A 17,169-nucleotide genomic window follows, 5' to 3' on the forward strand; every position below is an offset into this window, starting at 1 on the left:
GTATGTGAGCTGTTTTTAATAACTCACATACATATCATACGAGGGGAGAGCTGTCACCGAAGGTGACTGAGAGTGGATACCCGGAAAACATTGCCTGCAAAGTCCGCTGACCGCACGTCCCTTTAAATTGCGTCCAACAATTCTACTTCTTTCTTATATTTCTTCCCATATCTCTATAGACAATTACACATTCTTATCCTATAGTATATATAAGACAGTAGTATATACTAACCCTACCCCTCCCCTATACCATCGTATATACCCCGCTGGCCCCGCCAGCCCACCTTGACCCCGAAAGAAGGAACCTGCCATGACACCACTTGAAGAAGACCTGCTCCACCTGGGGCAGAAAATCCTTCATTCCTATATTGAAAACGCTGACATAGAACCCCTCTTGGCCCACCTGGCCCCCGACATCATCTGGATGGGCGCCGGCCGGGAAATGCTGGCCCAAGGCCGGGACGCCGTCACCGAAATCTTCCGCAAAGGCAAAGACCAGCTGGTCCCCTGCGCCATCAGCGAAGAAGAAACCCTGGTCCACCAACTTTGCGAAAACCTCTGGCTAGTCCAGCTCTGCTCCCTGGAAGAAACCCTCCCCACCTACAAAATGTACCTCCAGGGCTACCAGCGCTGCGCCTTCTGCTTCCGCAAAAACCTAGAAGGCCAGTGGGAAATCGCCTACCTGAACCACTCCATGGCCTACGAAGCCCTGAAAGACACCGAACTCTTTGCCATCGGCAAAGGCATCCGCAACTTCCGCAGACTCAAAACCGCCGACCTGGCCCTGTTCACCAACCGGGACAAAGCCGTCCTCTACCAATTCATCGACCAATTCTACCTCCCCCTGCCCGAAGAAGAAAAACGCGTATGCCTGGGCCTCTCCCTGTTCCCCCAGTTTTCCAAAGGCCACGCCGAATACCTGTGCGCCCACGCCCCCGCCCTGCGCCACCTGGAAGAACAATGGGAACGGAACCCCTTCCTGGTGTATGAACCCGCCGAAGGCGCCTACACCATCCACCCCGTATTCCGGGAATACCTCCAGGGCAAATTCCACATCGAAACCTGGAACTGGCAAAAGAAAGCCTATATCCGCGCCGCCCGCTGGCAGCGCCACCAAAAGAAACTCCCCGAAGCCCTCCAGCTAGCCCTGGAAGGCCGCGCCTTCCCCCTGGCCCTGCGCCTGATCCACGAAGGCGGCCTCACCCTGCTAAACGGCCTCCAGCCCTCCAGCCTGATTCAACTGCTCCACGAGTCCACCCCCCTGGAAAAAGTCCGCCGGTTCTCCAGCTGCACCCTCCTGCTCCTGGCCCTGAACCTATTGGCCTCCCCCCAGTCCGCCCGAGAAGAACGCGATATCTTCCTGTCCCAGCTCCCCGCAGATTGGGAACCCACCGATGAAGACACCGCCCAAATCCTCTTCCTCCAGGCCCTGGACAGTGTCCCCGACCTGGACGCCATGCTCCCCGCCCTCCGCCGGGTCCACCACTGGTGCCTGGAAAAAGGCGTCCACTTGAGCCGGGATTACTTCCAAGGCATCCACCGCGGCATCACCGGACCCCTGTCCCTGTACTACCGGAACCAAGGCCAACTGGAGAAAAACGTAGACCAGCTAAAAGAAATCTACGCCATCTGCGGCCAATGCATCGAAGGCTGCAGCGGCCCCCTGTGGCAAGCCACCGCCGATGCCGAAAAAGCCTACCTCCAGGGCAATTTAGAAATCGCCGAAGAACTCCTCCTCAGCTTTTTCGAAGTCCCCTTCCAGACCCTGGACCAGCAGCAGCACGCCCTCCTGGCCCTGTACCTGTACCCCAGAATCGTCCTCCTCAAAAACGAACCCGTAAAATTCCGCCGCTGGAAAGCCTACTTCCACAGACTCCAGGAAAAAGTCACCGACCCCCTGACCCGCACCGACCTGGAACTCTCCTCCATCTTCATCTCCGGCATGTTAGAACAACCCGGAGCCCATATGAGCAAAGCCCTGGAACGCTTGAACAACCTCCCCGAATACCCCTCCCTCCAGAGCTTCCGCCAGTCCGTCCGGCATAGAATCCAGCTGGCCCTGCGCAAATACAACCTCCTCCTACTCACCACCCAGCACCGCGATACCCTGCCCCAAAGAGAATCCTCCCAGCTTTGCCGCTGCTACGACGCCATCACCCGATCCGCCGCCCTGGAACATACCGGCCAAGCCGACAAAGCCGAAGAACTCCTTGCCACCGCACTGGACGAAGCCATCCCCGATAACCTGACCCTCCCCTTCGTAGAACACACCACCCTGTTAAAACCCATCATGGACCGCCTGGCCCCCAGAACCAAATACAACACCTTCATCAAACACCTGAAATCCTATACTCTCGTCCCCGTCACCGACCCCACAGTAGAAGAAAACAAACTCAACCCCCGCGACCTCCTGATCATCCAACGCGTCAAAGAAGGCCGCACCAATAAAGAAATCGCCGAAGAATTAAATGTTGCTGAAATCACCGTCAAAAAACAACTCAGCAGCCTGTACCAAAGATACAAAGTTCATAACAGAAACCAACTCCTGTTGGCCCTGGACCAATAAGAACCAACCTAAAAAAGGAAAAAAGGCAACCATCTTGTAAAAAAGATGATTGCCTTTTTTGATGTAAAAGACAAGACGCCCAGAGGTCCGGCCAGCACTACACCCCGCAGCCCGCATTTATCCCCAACTTGGAAACACACCCCGCTTTCCAGAGCCTGCCAGCCTGAATATTTTCCGTCAAGGACAAGCACAATGCAACGCATCCTTGACCGAAAATATCCAGCCCGGCCCAATTCAGATTAAGCGGGGTGTGTGTTCCTAAAAATCTGCAAAAGGTACCTGATATCATCAAGATTTAGACCTAAGGCCAAATCCGTCCCTTTTATATTAGGAAGATCCTTCCCTAGAACCGGAATACACAGCATATCAACCAATTATGATTTTTTTATCCAAGTATTTGCGGCCCCTGGCCGCCTGCCTTCCACTTACCTGTTCGCCGCGTTGCGCGAACAGGAGAAGGGGAAGGAAGCAATGTCACAGGCATTGCAGGATGGGGTTCAAAACCAAACTTCACAACACATCACCCATTCCGCACACGACCAGTAGTAGCCTAGAAAGCCTTCTGCAAACGTTGCGGTCACGTCCAAATATCTTTACAATTTGTCCAAAAGATATTTGGAATACGTGACCCATGCGATAGCCGTCCAGGAAGTGAGCCCTGTGGGCGAAACTGACTGGAGTACGGCGAACCGCTCAGGAAGTGTCGCCGCAGGCGACGATAGAAGTTCTTCATCCAATTATTAGCTTTTAATCATACATTTGCGGCGCCAGCGCCGCAGTAGGAGCACTCTCCGTCATCCTTCGGATGCCACCTGCGCCCGCTTGCGTGCGAGGTCAGTTGCTAAAGCAAATTTGCAATAAAAATATACTTTATTCTACTTGTATACCCCGACATTGTTATCAGAAATAAGTGATTTTAGAAATGTGGTAGTGCATTTTTATTGACTTCCATCAAGCGTGAGGGAAGTGGCGCCGGAAGGCGACGAAGAGAGTTCCAAGAATTGGAACTCCAAGCATAATTCGCAATTATAGTATATTTTATTTTACTTATTCGTTCTTATGTTATCTTCAAAATGATGTTATTTTAGGAACGTGGTGGTAACGTTTTGTTGGCCAATCCCTGGTTTTTAGCGGCCTCCCGGCCGCGTTGCCTTCCACTTACCTGTTCGCTATGCGAACAGGAGAAGAGGAAGGTGCCGGCAAACTTGCCGGCGGATGGAGTTCAAATCCAAAATGCCCGAAGGGCCAGGTTACACCAACAGTCTGCAGACCGCACCAACCCTTAAAGGCTCCTATCTTTATGCGGCCGCATCCAAACATCCGCAATCTTTCCAGCGGATGTTTGGTCAATAAGGCCCATGCGATAGCGGCCTGCAAAGCAAGTCCGTAGGACGCAGCTGCGCAGCGAGCCGCGAACCGCTGGGGGAGCTGTCACCGCAGGTGACTGAGCGAGGATTCCCGGCTAACACCGCCAGGAAGTCCGCTGACCGCACTAACTATCTTGTGAGTTCCACAACTACCCCCAACACCACCACAAACACCCCCAGCCCAATGAGCTCCTTATACGAAGGCGTATTCCCCCGGACCTCCCGCTCCACCTCAGGCCCCGCTTCCCGTTCCACCTCGGACGCCTCCTGGTACTTTACCCCCAGCCCAAAGAAAATCGCCCCAATACCACAGCACACAACCCCCAGCAGCAGCAGCCGAAAATCCCCCAGCACCTGTGCCAGCTGTAAAAAAATCAGCACCGTCCCCAGCCCCAAACTAGCAAACGACAGCGACTTGAACCCCCACTCCCGAGTAGAGAACGAAAAACGCCCTTGGAGCACATTCCGCCAAAAACCCCCGAACACCACCAGCAGCACAATAGCCAACAAACCAATAAAAAGAGGAGACATACACCATTCACCCTTTCCTGCCCCCAAAAACACATTTTGTTCCATTATAGACGCAAACCCAGCAATGTTCAATTTCTTTTTACCAATTTACAAAATTGTAAACCTACTATTTCCTCATAAAAATGTTACCAACCATATAAATAAGCCATCTCCCAAGGAACACCCTTGACACCATCGTGCTAAGTTGTTAGAATATTAAAACTAAATACTGCCAAAATTTCTACAAACCCCTGCTAAAACACCTTTTCCAATTTTAAGCAGAGCCCATTTTAAAAGAATTAAACATGTCAAATTCTTGTATTATTATACCCATACATTTCCCCAAAGGAGGCAAACCCCATGCCCAAGAACCCATCCCAACCCCCAACCAAAACCAAACCCCAAACCACCCCCCAGCCAAATAAAGAAACTCTGGAAGCCATGTTAGAAGCCAAGAAAATCGCAAAAGACCCCTCCGTAAAAGGTTACCACGACGTAAACCAACTATTTGAAGACCTGCTAAAATAACACAACCAAAATACACAGCAAAACCCACTATGTGCCCGTAGGTCACTAGCTCCCCTGCACCCCAGAGGAGCTTTTTATTTGCCCAAAAATAAAAAGCCCCGCCTTCCCCTTAGGAAAAACAGAGCCATAAATCAGATATAAAAATAAGCCAACCCCAGGGGCAAAGGAATTCTCAGCATCACGCCTACTCCCATTCGGGAACCCAGCCTTACCCTTCACAAGTTGGCCTTTGTTATAGTATACCAAATCACCACAGAAAAATATATCGTCCCTGGAAAACCAATCACCCAATTCTATATACTACCCGTGATGAGGCAACTACCTACATTTCAGCACTGCCCCCATTAAGCACACGGCCAGTAGTGGCCTAGAACGCTTCCTTCAAGAGTGAAGGAAGTGTCGCCGTAAGGCGACGATAGAAGTTTATCCAGTTGTTTGCGGCCCCCGGCCGCCTGCCTTCTCCGCACAACAGTATCCCAAGGCGGGGAAGGTCGGCATTGCCTCCAGCAATGCCGGGTTGGGACCGCTACCTGCATTTCAGCACTATCCCCCATTTAGCACACGGCCAGTAGCGGCCTAGAAAGTCTTCTGCAAACGTTGCGGTCACATCCAAATATCTTTACTATTTGTCCAGAAGATATTTGGAATACGTGACCCATGTGATAGCTGCCCAGGAATTGAGCCCGTAGGGCGAAAATGACTGGCTAGCAGCGAACCACTGTAGGAAGTGTCGCATTTTCCTTTATAGCCCCCTTCAAGCGTTGCGGTCACGTCCAAACAGCGTCACGGGTATTCTAGAAGCTGTTTGGTACACGTGACCCATGTGATAGCCGTCCAAGAAGCAAGTCCGCAAGGACGCTGCTGATTGGAACACGGCGAACCACTAAGGGGGTGGCAGCCGGCAGGCTGACGGAAGAAGTTTTTCCAGGATTCAGGCGACGATAGAAGTTTCATCCAATTGGCCCGTAGGGCCAGCCCAACGGGCGCCCAAAGCTCTCACCTTTGGGAGTCGTATCCACCGTTCAAGGCATCAGCCGCAGAAAGGTGGAATATACGACCCCTGTGATAGCTGCCCAGAAGGCAAGCCCGCAGGGCGACGCCGCCTGGCTAGCAGCGAACCACTATGCAGTCGCATCCAAGAGTCCACAGTTTATCAAAGGACTCTTGGCTAATGCGAGCCGCGAACCGCTGGGGAGAGCTGTCACCGCAGGCTGACTAAGGGAGTCGTATCCATTTCTCAAGGCCTCCGGCCGTGGGGAAATGGAATATACGACCCCTGTGATAGCGGCCCGCGAAGTAAGCCCGAAGGGCGTAACTGAGTGGGTAGCCGCGAACCACTGCGAGGATTCCCCGCAAACATCGCTATTATTGTCCGCAGACCGCACTAGCCCGTAAAGCCGATTCCACCACATCATCCATATCATAATACTTATACTCCGCCAGCCGGCCCCCAAAAATAACCCCCTTCTCCTTCCTCGCCAGCTCCGCGTACCGCTCATACAATTTCTGATTCCGCTCATCATTTACCGGATAATACGCTTCCTCCCCCGGCTGCCACTCCGCCGGATACTCCCGGGTCACATACGTCACCGGCTGCGTCCCAAACTCAAAATGCTTGTGCTCAATCACCCGGGTATACGGCGTCTCACGATCCGTGTAATTCATCACCGCCACCCCCTGGTGATTCACCTCTTCCAGCCGCTCCGTCTCAAACCGCAGCCCCCGGTATTCCAACCGGCCCAGCTGATACCCAAAATACGCATCCACCGGCCCCGTGTACACCACCGTCTTGGCCACGCCCTCATAAGCCTTCCTCTCCTTGTTATAATCCACCCCGGTCCGCACTTCAATACCCTTCAGCAGCCCCTGGATTAGCACATTGTAGCCCCCAATAGGAATCCCCTGGTACCGGTCATTGAAATAATTATTGTCAAACGTGTACCGCACCGGCAGCCGCTTAATAATAAACGCCGGCAGCTCTGTGCAGCTCCGCCCCCATTGCTTTTCCGTGTACCCCTTGATCAGCTTCGTGTAAATATCCGTCCCAATGAGAGAAATCGCCTGCTCTTCCAGATTTCGAGGCTCCGAAATCCCTGCCTCCTCCCGCTGGGCCGCAATCTTCGCCGCTGCTTCCGCCGGCGTCACCACCCCCCACATCTTGGAGAACGTGTTCATATTAAAAGGCAGATTGTACAGCTCCCCCTTGTAATTGGCCACTGGAGAATTGACATAATGATTGAACTCCACAAACTGATTCACATAATCCCATACCCCCTTGTCCGACGTATGAAAAATATGCGCCCCGTACTTGTGAATCCGGATACCTTCCCGTTCCTCGCAGTACACATTGCCCCCAATATGGTCCCGCCGCTCCAGCACCAAACACCGCTTCCCCGCCTTCGTCATCTCATGCGCAAACACAGAACCAAACAACCCGCTGCCAACAATCAAATAATCGTACATATAGATCCCCCTATGACCAATGGATTTTTTCGCATAATAGATGCTTCCATTATACAGCAAATCCCAGGGGGAGACAAAACCCAGGGCCAGTCAGTACAAACGATGAGCTAAGAATGTCAGAAATCACCGCCCCCATTCCAAACCCCATTTGACACCACTGCCCTTTTATCCTATAATTTCACCCAAGGAATTAAGCAGCAAACCTGAGGGTGCGCTGCAGGGGCCTTGCAACTCTACGGAGAAGCAGGCCCCTTTTCTATTTTTCCATTCCCAAAATTGTACACCCCAGCCCCGCCCTGCCGCTTTTCTTCCTCAATCACCATAATTTCATCACAGTTGCAATCCTGATGATTTTTTCTTTGTAATACCAGAATATTCCCATAATACAATGCCTATTTTCTCTTTCCCTACTGGCCTACCCCTCCGGCAAGGTGGCTTAAAGTGTTCGTGTTGTATATCCAGTTATTTAGTTACAAAATTTAGATGCAAATGCTAATATAAGAAATGGGAAAGCAAATTTCACCTCATCTCTCAGGATTTTCTTCTTATCATTTCTCGTATTCTAAAATTTTATACGGAAAATTATGCAGCATTTTAAGAATAAACTGCAAGGCTTATCACCCAAACAGAGAAGAAAATCTCCCTTCAATTTCCTTTTCAAAATTGAGGAAACCCCAATTATTTTATCATTTGAGCTAAAAGTTCATATGTGTTCGTATATGTTCATATGTGTTCGTAAGAGATCTAATTAGCTCTAATGTTCTTAGATTAGTCGTCCTATAATGGGTGTTTTTTTACTCTTTTATTGATAAGATTAATTTTTTATTCTCTCAGGTAAAACATTATTCCCGTGCTTGTTCCTGCACATATTGTGTAGTGATTAATTTTGATACACACAGTCTTGACTCATCTTAATTATCTGCTATACTATTTACTTAAGCGTTGTTATTATACAAAAATTAAAGGAGTTGAAATCATGGGTAATCCCCAGCATTCTTCAAACAGTCAAATCGTCCCAACCAAAAGTGTACTTTCTGCAGCAATTTCTAATCTAAAAGATTCAGAAACTTCCCAAGGCTTAAAAGCAATAGCGACACAATATAATGACCTCATGAATATTCAACTACCTGTCGCTACTGTAAAAGATTTGGCAGTTTGCCACACCATTAATAAAAGTCCTTTAGCCAGATTAGCAAAGCAATTGATTCAAAATGATAAAACATTTAAGCAAGTCGTCGGCATTAATAAATCCATAGCCAATATAAGAACTACTCAATATAAAGCAACTACTACATTTTGGGAGAATAATTCACTACAGCAAATTAGCAATACATACAGAGAAATAACAAAAGCTTTACTGCCACTTACACAATACGCTTCGCCCTTAGTAAGTTATCATAAAAACACTTTAACTTCCATAAAAATAGCCCAACAGTATTTTATGATGATTTCTCAATCATATTGGACCACCAAACAGGGGATTTCTTCAGCAGTTCAGCTTGCTTCATTAAAGAATTCTATTCCCCATATGATTACATCCTTAACTTTACCTGAATCCATCAATTACGGTGAAAAACATCAAAGCTTGGAACAACAATCTGTTTGTTCAGCACAAAATCAACTGCATAGTACTCAAAAAAAGCGACTCCCACAAAGACAGCTGGATAGTTTGATTGAAGCAGTTTACAATAAAAAAAATACTTTTAAAGATTTTAAGCAAATCATACCAGACTTAAATTCCCAAACCATGATGGACTATCTAGAAAATCCATCTTCCATCAAATCTGAAAACCCGTCGGATTCTTATTATAGTACTTCTACTTATTCTTCAATTAACCAATGCTATTTTCGATTGATGTCAGGATCCAATGATTTCTCAGAAGGGTATGATTTCAAGGAAACCGATAAGTTTTCTCTATCTATTGCTGGCGAAGACCGAAAGTATGAACTAGAAAGAGAAAATTTTATATTGGAAATAACAACAGGGAGAAATAAATCTATTACTTGCTCAAGACTTCCGTCCTGTCAACAATATATCCTTCTTCCTACATCTTGTATTTCATATATCACTGATGAAAGAATTATCTCTAATAGTAAGCCACATCAAGAATATTTTCCCTGTACCAACCTTGTTCACAGTTACACTGCACACCAAAAAGGTTTTGATTTAACCGCTTATGTACTAAACCACTTAAAGCAAACCGTATTCTCAAGCCAATATTTACAAATGGAACTTGATACTATGCTTACTGAAGCCATCACCAATCCTACAGATGCCATTGGCAAAGCAAAAGAACTCATAGAATCCTGCTGCAAGACCATTCTTGATGAAATGGGAATACCTTTTAATAATAAAGTAAAGTTTCCACAGTTATGTAATATTGTACTTAGTAAACTAAAGCTTACTCCAAAAAGCATTCCAAATGACAGCCCTGCAAACTTAGAATTAAAAAGTTTTTGTGGAAATTTACGTGGAGTGATTAGTAGTATTGCAGAAATTCGCAATCTATATGGAAATGGACACGGCAAAGAAATTACATTTAAATGTTTGGAAATGCCTCAAGCTATACTTATTGCAAATAGTGCTGTCAATTTATGCTTCTTCCTTTGGCTTTCCTGGCAAGAAACAAAAAAGCAACAAGAAACAATAACTTCCTAAGAATTGAATATACCATCCTTGCCAACTAAAGCATCAGAATATAAGAATGCAAATCTCTACTCTACCAAATTTTCCATCAAATACTCAAAATTTGCCTCTCGTTGGTTATCGTTGTGAACATCAATGATTTTTTCCTAGTCTACCTAGCACCAAAAATTCTAAAGTTGTTATTCAAACGTTCTATTAGAAGGGTCTAAAGAAAGCCAAAGACATCGGCTATATACCCGAATTTATATATTGAGTATTATAAGAATTATTATCTTTAATTTTATTCATGTCAAAGGAGTCAAATTGAATGAATGAAATAACTACTAAGCAAAAAACATCCATCACTGAAAAATCATTAATTGATTTCCTTTATGTTGATGAAACTAGAGTTGACTCATTAATTTCTCAGTTGCGTGATGGCACTCCGAGAAGTGTAGTTAAAATGGTTGAAGATTCAACTGGTTCAACCAAATCCGGCAAAGCTGACGCAAAATTGGTTGCTGCTGAATATAAAAGTGAAAATACAGCAACTAAATCTGCGGAAGAAAATTATGATCCCTTCCATAATAAAATCATTCAATTATTACACGATTTATCTCTACCCATACAAAAAACATTAAATGAACCATTTTCTAAAAAATTAGTCATTTTAAATGGTACTATTAAAATTCGTGATCTACAATCTTTCAAATCATTAGCTCCAATATTTTTGAAAAACCAAAAGTATTTTAAGATTACTAAAGAATCTACTCTTCCGCTTAAATTTATTAATGATTTTATTCAATTACTTTCGAATTCTATTGAGTTATCGCTGATATTGGATGACGGGATGAAAGTCTCAGGAATTTTAAAAGAAAAAAGCCTTTTCATCAATCAATCCGACATTGCTCGAACATACGGATCTAAACTACCTGGCCAATGGTATGTTTTCGGTATTTTAGATTACATACCCTCTCAAAGCCAAACAGGTTTTGAATCTCCGGAAGGTCCGCAAATTGATAAATTTATAGATAATTTCACTGATATTACTCATGGTTTTTACTCATCATCATCATATTCAATCATTCCCATTTTAGTATATAGAGATATCAATTAATAGCATTCATGTATAATTAAAACAAAAAGGGATTCTAGAAAAAAATGTCATACATATACCACTATCGATATTTTAAGTGAACCTCATCCCCACTTTATTAACGTTCAACTGCTACACTCCCTTGTCACCAAATTGCCCCCTCTGCTGTCATCAAAGCACTGTAGCAACCTGCTAAAAGCAACGCCCATCCCATCATTTCCCAAATCCCTTTGCGCATATTACCAACCACCCTGGCAAATCAGCGACAGCCAGCCGTAGCAATCCAGTGCCATAATGCATATCAGTTAGCACCCTGCCGCTTTTTCCCCATCACCAGAATTTCATCACCGCTGCAATCTTGATGATTTTTTCTTTGCAATGTCAGAGTATTCCCATAATGAAAAGCCTAATACTCCCTTTCGCCCACTGGCCTACGCCTCCGGCAATTTGGCCTAAAAACGCCGGGGACCTGGCCTAAAAAGTCCGTGCAGATGGCACTATCGACTCCTGTTTATGTGATGTACCGTTGGCTTATCCCTGACATATACAGATTTCGAATTGCGTCATAATCTTCCGAGGTAATCACCTATACAGCAAATCCCAGTGGGAGACAAAATAGGAACCACTTCTAGTGAAGTGATTCCTATATCACGCTTTTATTTATAAAAAGGCAATAATCTCAAATCAATCCATGCCCTTCTATTGAACCTCTAAAAAGTTCCTGGCCCCAAGAATTGAGTCATACCCGCCATCCAAACGAAAAATAACAAAATGACGAAGATGAAATTTGCAATAATCACAGGGTTTTGCATAATAAATTGTATTGGTGAACAGCTTTTGCCATTTACAGCTATTTTCCCTATTCCAAGTACCTTGCCAATAAACCCCATTAATAGCTCTAATATATTAAATAAAGTGAAGCCCAAAAGAAGTATCGTTAATAATGGCTCTTCACGTTTTATTGTGGGATGGCAGATTTCTGCCATCCTTCTTTGCGCTCATCCGCTATTGCGTACATGAGGACCGACCTCGGAAGGATGTCGCACCATCACTCAATTTTTGCAATCTGCTCATTACTGTAACTGTCTATTCGCTTGCCCTTTGGGATAGATCTGCTAAGTAGCTCGTTATGCCCCTTCTATCTGCTCTCTAGTGAATACTCCTTCTTTAAGAGCGTAACCGACACAAGCATCAAAAGACCATTTGTTCTCATGAATCTGTTTCTTCACATACTGGATGAACTTATCCTTCTTAAGCCGGTCATAGATGCGGCAACAGGCGGTACGTTTCTTTTCATATGCCTTCTGACCTGCCTCAGCCTTGTACCGTTTGACACTATCCTCATAGAGGAGCACTGTACCACGTTTGATTTCGTTGCAGACAATATTTGTCCACAGCCCAGCACTTTAGCGATTTTGCAGGAGGATTGCTTGTCTTTGAGACGAATCTGAATAAGAACACGGTCTTCATATGTAAGATGTTTCCCCTTTTTATGGGCATCTGTGGTAGAATGAACTTGATTCATAGAAATCTCTCCTTCGAGTGTTGGTTTGGACACTTACATTCTACCAGAAGAGACGTTCTATGGATTTTTAATTTTTAAACATAGTTCAACTTGATTTTACAATCATCCAAAATTATTTTTTTAATAGCTTTGCAATTGTTCTAAATGGCTGTGTAATTCGCCATGATTTTGAATGCATTATATTTTCAATTTTAATATCCTTCTCTTGAATAATAGCTCGTAGTGAAGCTATTTCTTGCTTTTTATTATAATATTCTCTTTTATAAAACGAGCTTATATATTTTAGTTTATCAATTTTACTAAATTGCTTAACACATATATTTATCGCTATTGTATTAACATATAGATTATCTACGTCAAAAACTAGTTGAGGGTCATCTTCTTCAAAAAAATATGTATCTGGCTTTACCAAAATCCCATTTGAATACGATAAGATGGCTGGAATTGCATTGTTATTATTAGATAAAAAAGTGCAGTGAATATATGCCTCTCCACCTAATTCCATTGGATCTAATCTAATCTTACTTAAGCTTTTATACTTGTTTAAATCTATCTTTATATTATTTATTCCTTCGTTTAATTTAATTGTGATAGCTTTATCCTCAGAAAAATCTGTATCATCATTTTCTTTAATATAACATTTAAATAAATATATATTATCTTGATTGTTTAAATCGATTACACATTCATCTTCTACTTGTTTTAGTTGAAATACATATTGATATACCAACCCTAATGTTTTTTCTCTTTCTTTTAATGCAGCAGCCGTTATCTCTTCAAGATCAGAATAGTGTGCATCTATCTCATTATCACCGACATTTATTTTTACAGCGGTTTGATACACAGGATAATATCCAGCATCCTTAACCATTTGAATTAAAGAATTGTAAGTAAAAAAATGAATATGTGTATTATCTAATATTCCAACAGATGTATAATTAAATTTATTCAAATAGAGATTAATCAGTATTGAATTATGTGCAATATTAGGTACAGATAATAAAATTTGTCCGTTATTCTTTAAAAACTCATGACATTTTTTTAATGCAGACAGTGGATCTCTCAGATGTTCCAAAACATCCGCAAAAATAATTGCATCATATTTATTTCCCTTTAATTTTTTACACCAATTCTCCTTTTCAATATCTCCTTCATCTGGTCCTATACAAGAAACAAGAGCATATTGACTAGCTTCTACTCCTGATTCAAAGTCATACTCAACAATATCGATACAACATTCTTTTTGATTTTTTAAATATTTAGTAAATCTTCCATTTGCTGGTCCAAATTCAAGAATTTTACTGCCAGCTTTAATTTTTTTATTAATAATTGCTAAAGGATCTCTCTTGCTTTCCTTATCAAATTCGAAATTATATTTATTCGACATTTTTGCTCTTTCTTATTTTATAACAACTGGTAAGATTCCATCATTTCGTCCCCATCAAGAATAATACCCATCAATTTTTCATTGTAAGTTTGTGAATAGTTTTCTTTATAACTCCATGAATTCCCTCTTGGTTATAAGTATTTATAACTTTTTGATAATATTGCGCTATTTTTCGATTATGGTTTCTTGTCCTTTTAAGATTTAGTTTATTATAAAATGCATTGCTTTTCTCAAATGGATTTTCAACCAAATACATTATCTCGTTAGATGCCCGATATTTCTCTCGTACTTTTTGGGAGATTTTCTCTCCACTTTTGTAGCATGAATATGTCCACTTAGCTTGAGATACATTATCATAATTATTTGCGTCATGTATTAACGAATATTCTTGATACAATTTTTTAAATGGATGATTGCCCTCAGGCAGCCACTCTCGCATACATTTTTCAGCAGTTGCACCATAACCAGAAAAATGTATAAATCTTAATGGATCACCCTGTATATAAATTTTATCATTTTCTTCAGTCATTCCGCAATTTAACAAAGACCATGGAGCAAAATCATAACCTCTATGTTTTAAAATTAAGACATTAAAAAAACAAGGTGCCAAATCTACCCATTTTTGATCTGTAAAAATACCTTTACCCATATCATCATAACAAAATAAAAATAACCTATCAGCCCACCAGTTAATAAATTTTTGAGCTTCTTCAGAACTATTAACTCCTAAAAAGCCTAAATTATATACTCCATGAGCAGTACTAGAAAGTTCCATATCAATATTTCCTGGCTGCAACAAATGTGGACACAGAACAATAGGATTATCCTTCAACAATTCCTTTAATTCTATAAAATCGGAATAAACATAGGTATCTGGATCTAGGTACACAAATTGGCTTTCATTAGGAAATTTTTTATATAAATACCTAAAAAATTGCCCTTTAACAGAAGTGGAAGCTTCAACAATACTATGCTTGAAGATAAATCGCTCAAAATTACCTTCCCAAGCATCTTTGGCCAATACAATTTCATCAAAATATTCATAACTGGCATTTTGAGGAATGGAATCTTCTACTAAACATACCAAAAATTTAGAATCTGAAATATTTTCTTTTACTGATTTCGCCAAAGTTCTAGCTTTATGCAAATAATTAGAACATATGGAGGTAAATATAACCATATTATTTCCACTCCTTATATACATGGTAAAGTTTTTTTAATATTTTTTTTAATATAGGGTAATCGTTTAATTTATTTAAAAGAATTTCATACTTTTCGAGTTTCTGCACTCTGAAAGTCTGAGTAATTAAGGCATTACGGATAGATATATTATATAAATCTTCATATCTTCGATACAAGCTTTTATGCCTTAAATAAATAAGTTTATAGGTATCTTTGACTACACTATCACTTAAAATAAATTTTGTAGTTCTTGAAACAGGTTTTATTCTATAAAAAAATAAAAATTCTGGAATCTGCACTATTTTTAGACCTTCTTGGAGAATTGATAACCAAAAATCATAGTCTTCCATTCCATGCTTCAGTTCTATACAAAACCCCTTAACTTTTTCCCATGTCCTTTTTCTAAACATAGCAGTAACAAATACTATATTATCAACTAGCATGGCTTCCATAGAAAACTTAGGTAAATCCCAAACACAATTTCTTTCTCCAAAGAGTTTCGCAAAACAATAGACTACCCCTACCATTTCGTCATTCTCTAAAATACTAACGGCCTTTTCAATATATGTTTTTTCAATAAGGTCATCAGCATCAACTGGCAAAATATAAGTTCCCTCAGCCAAACCAATAGCAAAATTTCTTGCCGCTGCAGGACCTAAATGATTATTGTAAAAAATTCTAATTCTTCCATCATGAATTTGGGCTAAAGTTTTTATAGTAGATTCGTCTGTAGAACCATCATCCACTATAATTAGTTCAATATTCTTGTACGTGGAATCCAATACAGAATCAATACTTTCTTGAATATATGCACCATCATTATAGCAAGGCATAATTACAGATACTTTTTCCATTAATCCACCCAACTTTCACGGATTATACTCTAATAGTTAATGTGTGAACCTTATTTTTTAATATCAATTTTAAGTTATCTAGATCCTTGTTATTTACTATAATTTTAAACCCACAATCTAACAGTGATCCATTTAGATGCTTTATGGCAACAACATCTTCTCTTTCAACTCTGTCCACTTTTCCTTGAACATTGCTAGGCAACAGGATATTCACATTACCATATTTAGAATAAGCCCATCCCTGTATTATTGTTTCTCTGCCATTAGGGGACCATATTGAATCTATATTATATTGTATATCATCACTAGCTGATAAGCTTTTTAAATAATCCTCACTATGTTCATAACGGTTACATGCTTCTTTTGAATCTCCTACAAACTCTAAATTTCCCTTATTTATCCAAGCGGCGTGTTTACAAATCCGTTCAACGTCAGAAAATGAATGTGAAACAAAAACTACAGTTGTTCCACCTTCCATTAACTTTTGCATTCTATCTTGACATTTCCTTTGAAATGCAAAATCCCCAACAGCCAAAATTTCATCAACAAGCAATATATCAGGTTTAGATATTGTAGCAATTGAGAAGCCAAGCCTCGCCATCATACCAGATGAATAATTTTTTACAGGAACATCTTCAAAATCTTTTATTTCAGCAAAATCCATGATTTCATCATATTTTTCCAGCATAAATTTTTTACTATGGCCCAAAATAGCTCCATTTAAAAAAATATTTTCTCTGCCAGTCAAGTCAGGATCAAATCCAGCACCCAATTCAATTAATGGTGCGATTGCCCCCCTTACTGAAACTTTTCCAATGGTGGGCTCTAGGACACCAGCTATAATTTTTAGTAATGTACTCTTTCCAGAGCCATTAGAACCTATAAGGGCAAAAGAATCGCCCTTAGAAATTTTAAAAGAGATATCTTTTAAGGCCCAAAAATCATCACTATGTATTCTATGTGAAACTTTTTTAAGAAAGTATTCTTTTAAACTATCAACCCTCTCTGAAGCAAGCGAAAATTTCATTGAAACATTTTCTACTTCGATAGCATATTTACACACAA

At 41.8% G+C, this 17,169-nt stretch carries 11 protein-coding genes and 1 pseudogene; 4 read left to right on the top strand and 8 right to left on the bottom strand.

The window, feature by feature from the left end; genetic code table 11:
- The first annotated feature begins 310 nt into the window (after window positions 1-310).
- Window positions 311-2,566 (top strand): LuxR C-terminal-related transcriptional regulator, encoded by a 2,256-nt coding sequence (locus DW089_RS08820; RefSeq protein WP_118287114.1) that lies wholly within the window; start codon window positions 311-313, stop codon window positions 2,564-2,566.
- Window positions 2,567-4,062: 1,496 nt separating this feature from the next.
- Here DW089_RS08820 and DW089_RS08825 read toward each other — a convergent pair.
- Complete coding sequence (locus DW089_RS08825; RefSeq protein ID WP_147351161.1) at window positions 4,063-4,464, bottom strand: hypothetical protein; 402 nt, start codon at window positions 4,462-4,464, stop codon at window positions 4,063-4,065.
- Window positions 4,465-4,857: 393 nt separating this feature from the next.
- Between DW089_RS08825 and DW089_RS08830 the strand changes: the two are divergent.
- Window positions 4,858-4,971 (top strand): annotated as a pseudogene (locus tag DW089_RS08830) (type II toxin-antitoxin system antitoxin, RelB/DinJ family); the annotation flags it as partial.
- A gap of 1,365 nt (window positions 4,972-6,336) precedes the next feature.
- On the opposite strand, the gene glf reads toward DW089_RS08830, so the two are convergent.
- A complete protein-coding gene (gene glf / locus DW089_RS08835) occupies window positions 6,337-7,434 on the bottom strand; it encodes a UDP-galactopyranose mutase (protein ID WP_118287116.1) in 1,098 nt (365 codons plus the stop codon).
- A 976-nt stretch (window positions 7,435-8,410) separates the two neighbouring features.
- Here glf and DW089_RS08840 point away from each other — a divergent pair.
- On the top strand, window positions 8,411-10,093 hold the full coding sequence (locus DW089_RS08840) for an abortive infection family protein (RefSeq protein ID WP_118287117.1): 1,683 nt from the start codon (window positions 8,411-8,413) through the stop codon (window positions 10,091-10,093).
- Window positions 10,094-10,388: 295 nt separating this feature from the next.
- Window positions 10,389-11,177 carry a hypothetical protein gene (locus DW089_RS08845; RefSeq protein ID WP_118287118.1) on the top strand — a complete coding sequence of 263 codons (789 nt, stop codon included), beginning with the start codon at window positions 10,389-10,391 and terminating at the stop codon, window positions 11,175-11,177.
- A 689-nt stretch (window positions 11,178-11,866) separates the two neighbouring features.
- Here the strand turns inward: DW089_RS08845 and DW089_RS08850 are convergent.
- The 6 genes from DW089_RS08850 to DW089_RS08875 all read right to left on the bottom strand — a co-directional run bounded on the left by DW089_RS08850 (window position 11,867) and on the right by DW089_RS08875 (window position 17,167).
- A complete protein-coding gene (locus DW089_RS08850) occupies window positions 11,867-12,142 on the bottom strand; it encodes a hypothetical protein (RefSeq protein ID WP_118287119.1) in 276 nt (91 codons plus the stop codon).
- Between the two features lie 239 nt (window positions 12,143-12,381).
- The gene (locus tag DW089_RS11820; protein ID WP_118287120.1) at window positions 12,382-12,681 is read right to left on the bottom strand and encodes a helix-turn-helix domain-containing protein; all 300 of its coding nucleotides are present in this window, start codon (window positions 12,679-12,681) and stop codon (window positions 12,382-12,384) included.
- Window positions 12,682-12,793: 112 nt separating this feature from the next.
- Complete coding sequence (locus tag DW089_RS08860) at window positions 12,794-14,068, bottom strand: bifunctional 2-polyprenyl-6-hydroxyphenol methylase/3-demethylubiquinol 3-O-methyltransferase UbiG (RefSeq protein WP_118287121.1); 1,275 nt, start codon at window positions 14,066-14,068, stop codon at window positions 12,794-12,796.
- A gap of 70 nt (window positions 14,069-14,138) precedes the next feature.
- Entirely contained in the window at window positions 14,139-15,248 is a 1,110-nt protein-coding gene (locus DW089_RS08865) for a hypothetical protein (protein WP_118287122.1), read from the bottom strand.
- 1 nt (window position 15,249) lies between these two features.
- Window positions 15,250-16,104, bottom strand: coding sequence for a glycosyltransferase family A protein (locus DW089_RS08870; protein ID WP_118287123.1), 855 nt, complete (start codon window positions 16,102-16,104; stop codon window positions 15,250-15,252).
- 22 nt (window positions 16,105-16,126) lie between these two features.
- Window positions 16,127-17,167 carry an ABC transporter ATP-binding protein gene (locus DW089_RS08875; protein WP_199614772.1) on the bottom strand — a complete coding sequence of 347 codons (1,041 nt, stop codon included), beginning with the start codon at window positions 17,165-17,167 and terminating at the stop codon, window positions 16,127-16,129.
- Window positions 17,168-17,169: the final 2 nt, after the last annotated feature.

The organism is Acidaminococcus sp. AM05-11, from assembly GCF_003472805.1.
In the GTDB taxonomy this organism is placed as follows: domain Bacteria; phylum Bacillota; class Negativicutes; order Acidaminococcales; family Acidaminococcaceae; genus Acidaminococcus; species Acidaminococcus hominis.

Excerpts from the sequence above, each read along its gene's own strand:
- DW089_RS08820 (WP_118287114.1), top strand. The coding sequence starts at position 311 with ATGACACCACTTGAAGAAGACCTGCTCCACCTGGGGCAGAAAATCCTT.
- glf (WP_118287116.1), bottom strand. The coding sequence starts at position 7,434 with ATGTACGATTATTTGATTGTTGGCAGCGGGTTGTTTGGTTCTGTGTTT.
- DW089_RS08825 (WP_147351161.1), bottom strand. The coding sequence starts at position 4,464 with ATGTCTCCTCTTTTTATTGGTTTGTTGGCTATTGTGCTGCTGGTGGTG.
- DW089_RS08850 (WP_118287119.1), bottom strand. The coding sequence starts at position 12,142 with ATGGCAGAAATCTGCCATCCCACAATAAAACGTGAAGAGCCATTATTA.
- DW089_RS08840 (WP_118287117.1), top strand. The coding sequence starts at position 8,411 with ATGGGTAATCCCCAGCATTCTTCAAACAGTCAAATCGTCCCAACCAAA.
- DW089_RS08845 (WP_118287118.1), top strand. The coding sequence starts at position 10,389 with ATGAATGAAATAACTACTAAGCAAAAAACATCCATCACTGAAAAATCA.
- DW089_RS08860 (WP_118287121.1), bottom strand. The coding sequence starts at position 14,068 with ATGTCGAATAAATATAATTTCGAATTTGATAAGGAAAGCAAGAGAGAT.
- DW089_RS08870 (WP_118287123.1), bottom strand. The coding sequence starts at position 16,104 with ATGGAAAAAGTATCTGTAATTATGCCTTGCTATAATGATGGTGCATAT.
- DW089_RS08865 (WP_118287122.1), bottom strand. The coding sequence starts at position 15,248 with ATGGTTATATTTACCTCCATATGTTCTAATTATTTGCATAAAGCTAGA.
- DW089_RS11820 (WP_118287120.1), bottom strand. The coding sequence starts at position 12,681 with ATGAATCAAGTTCATTCTACCACAGATGCCCATAAAAAGGGGAAACAT.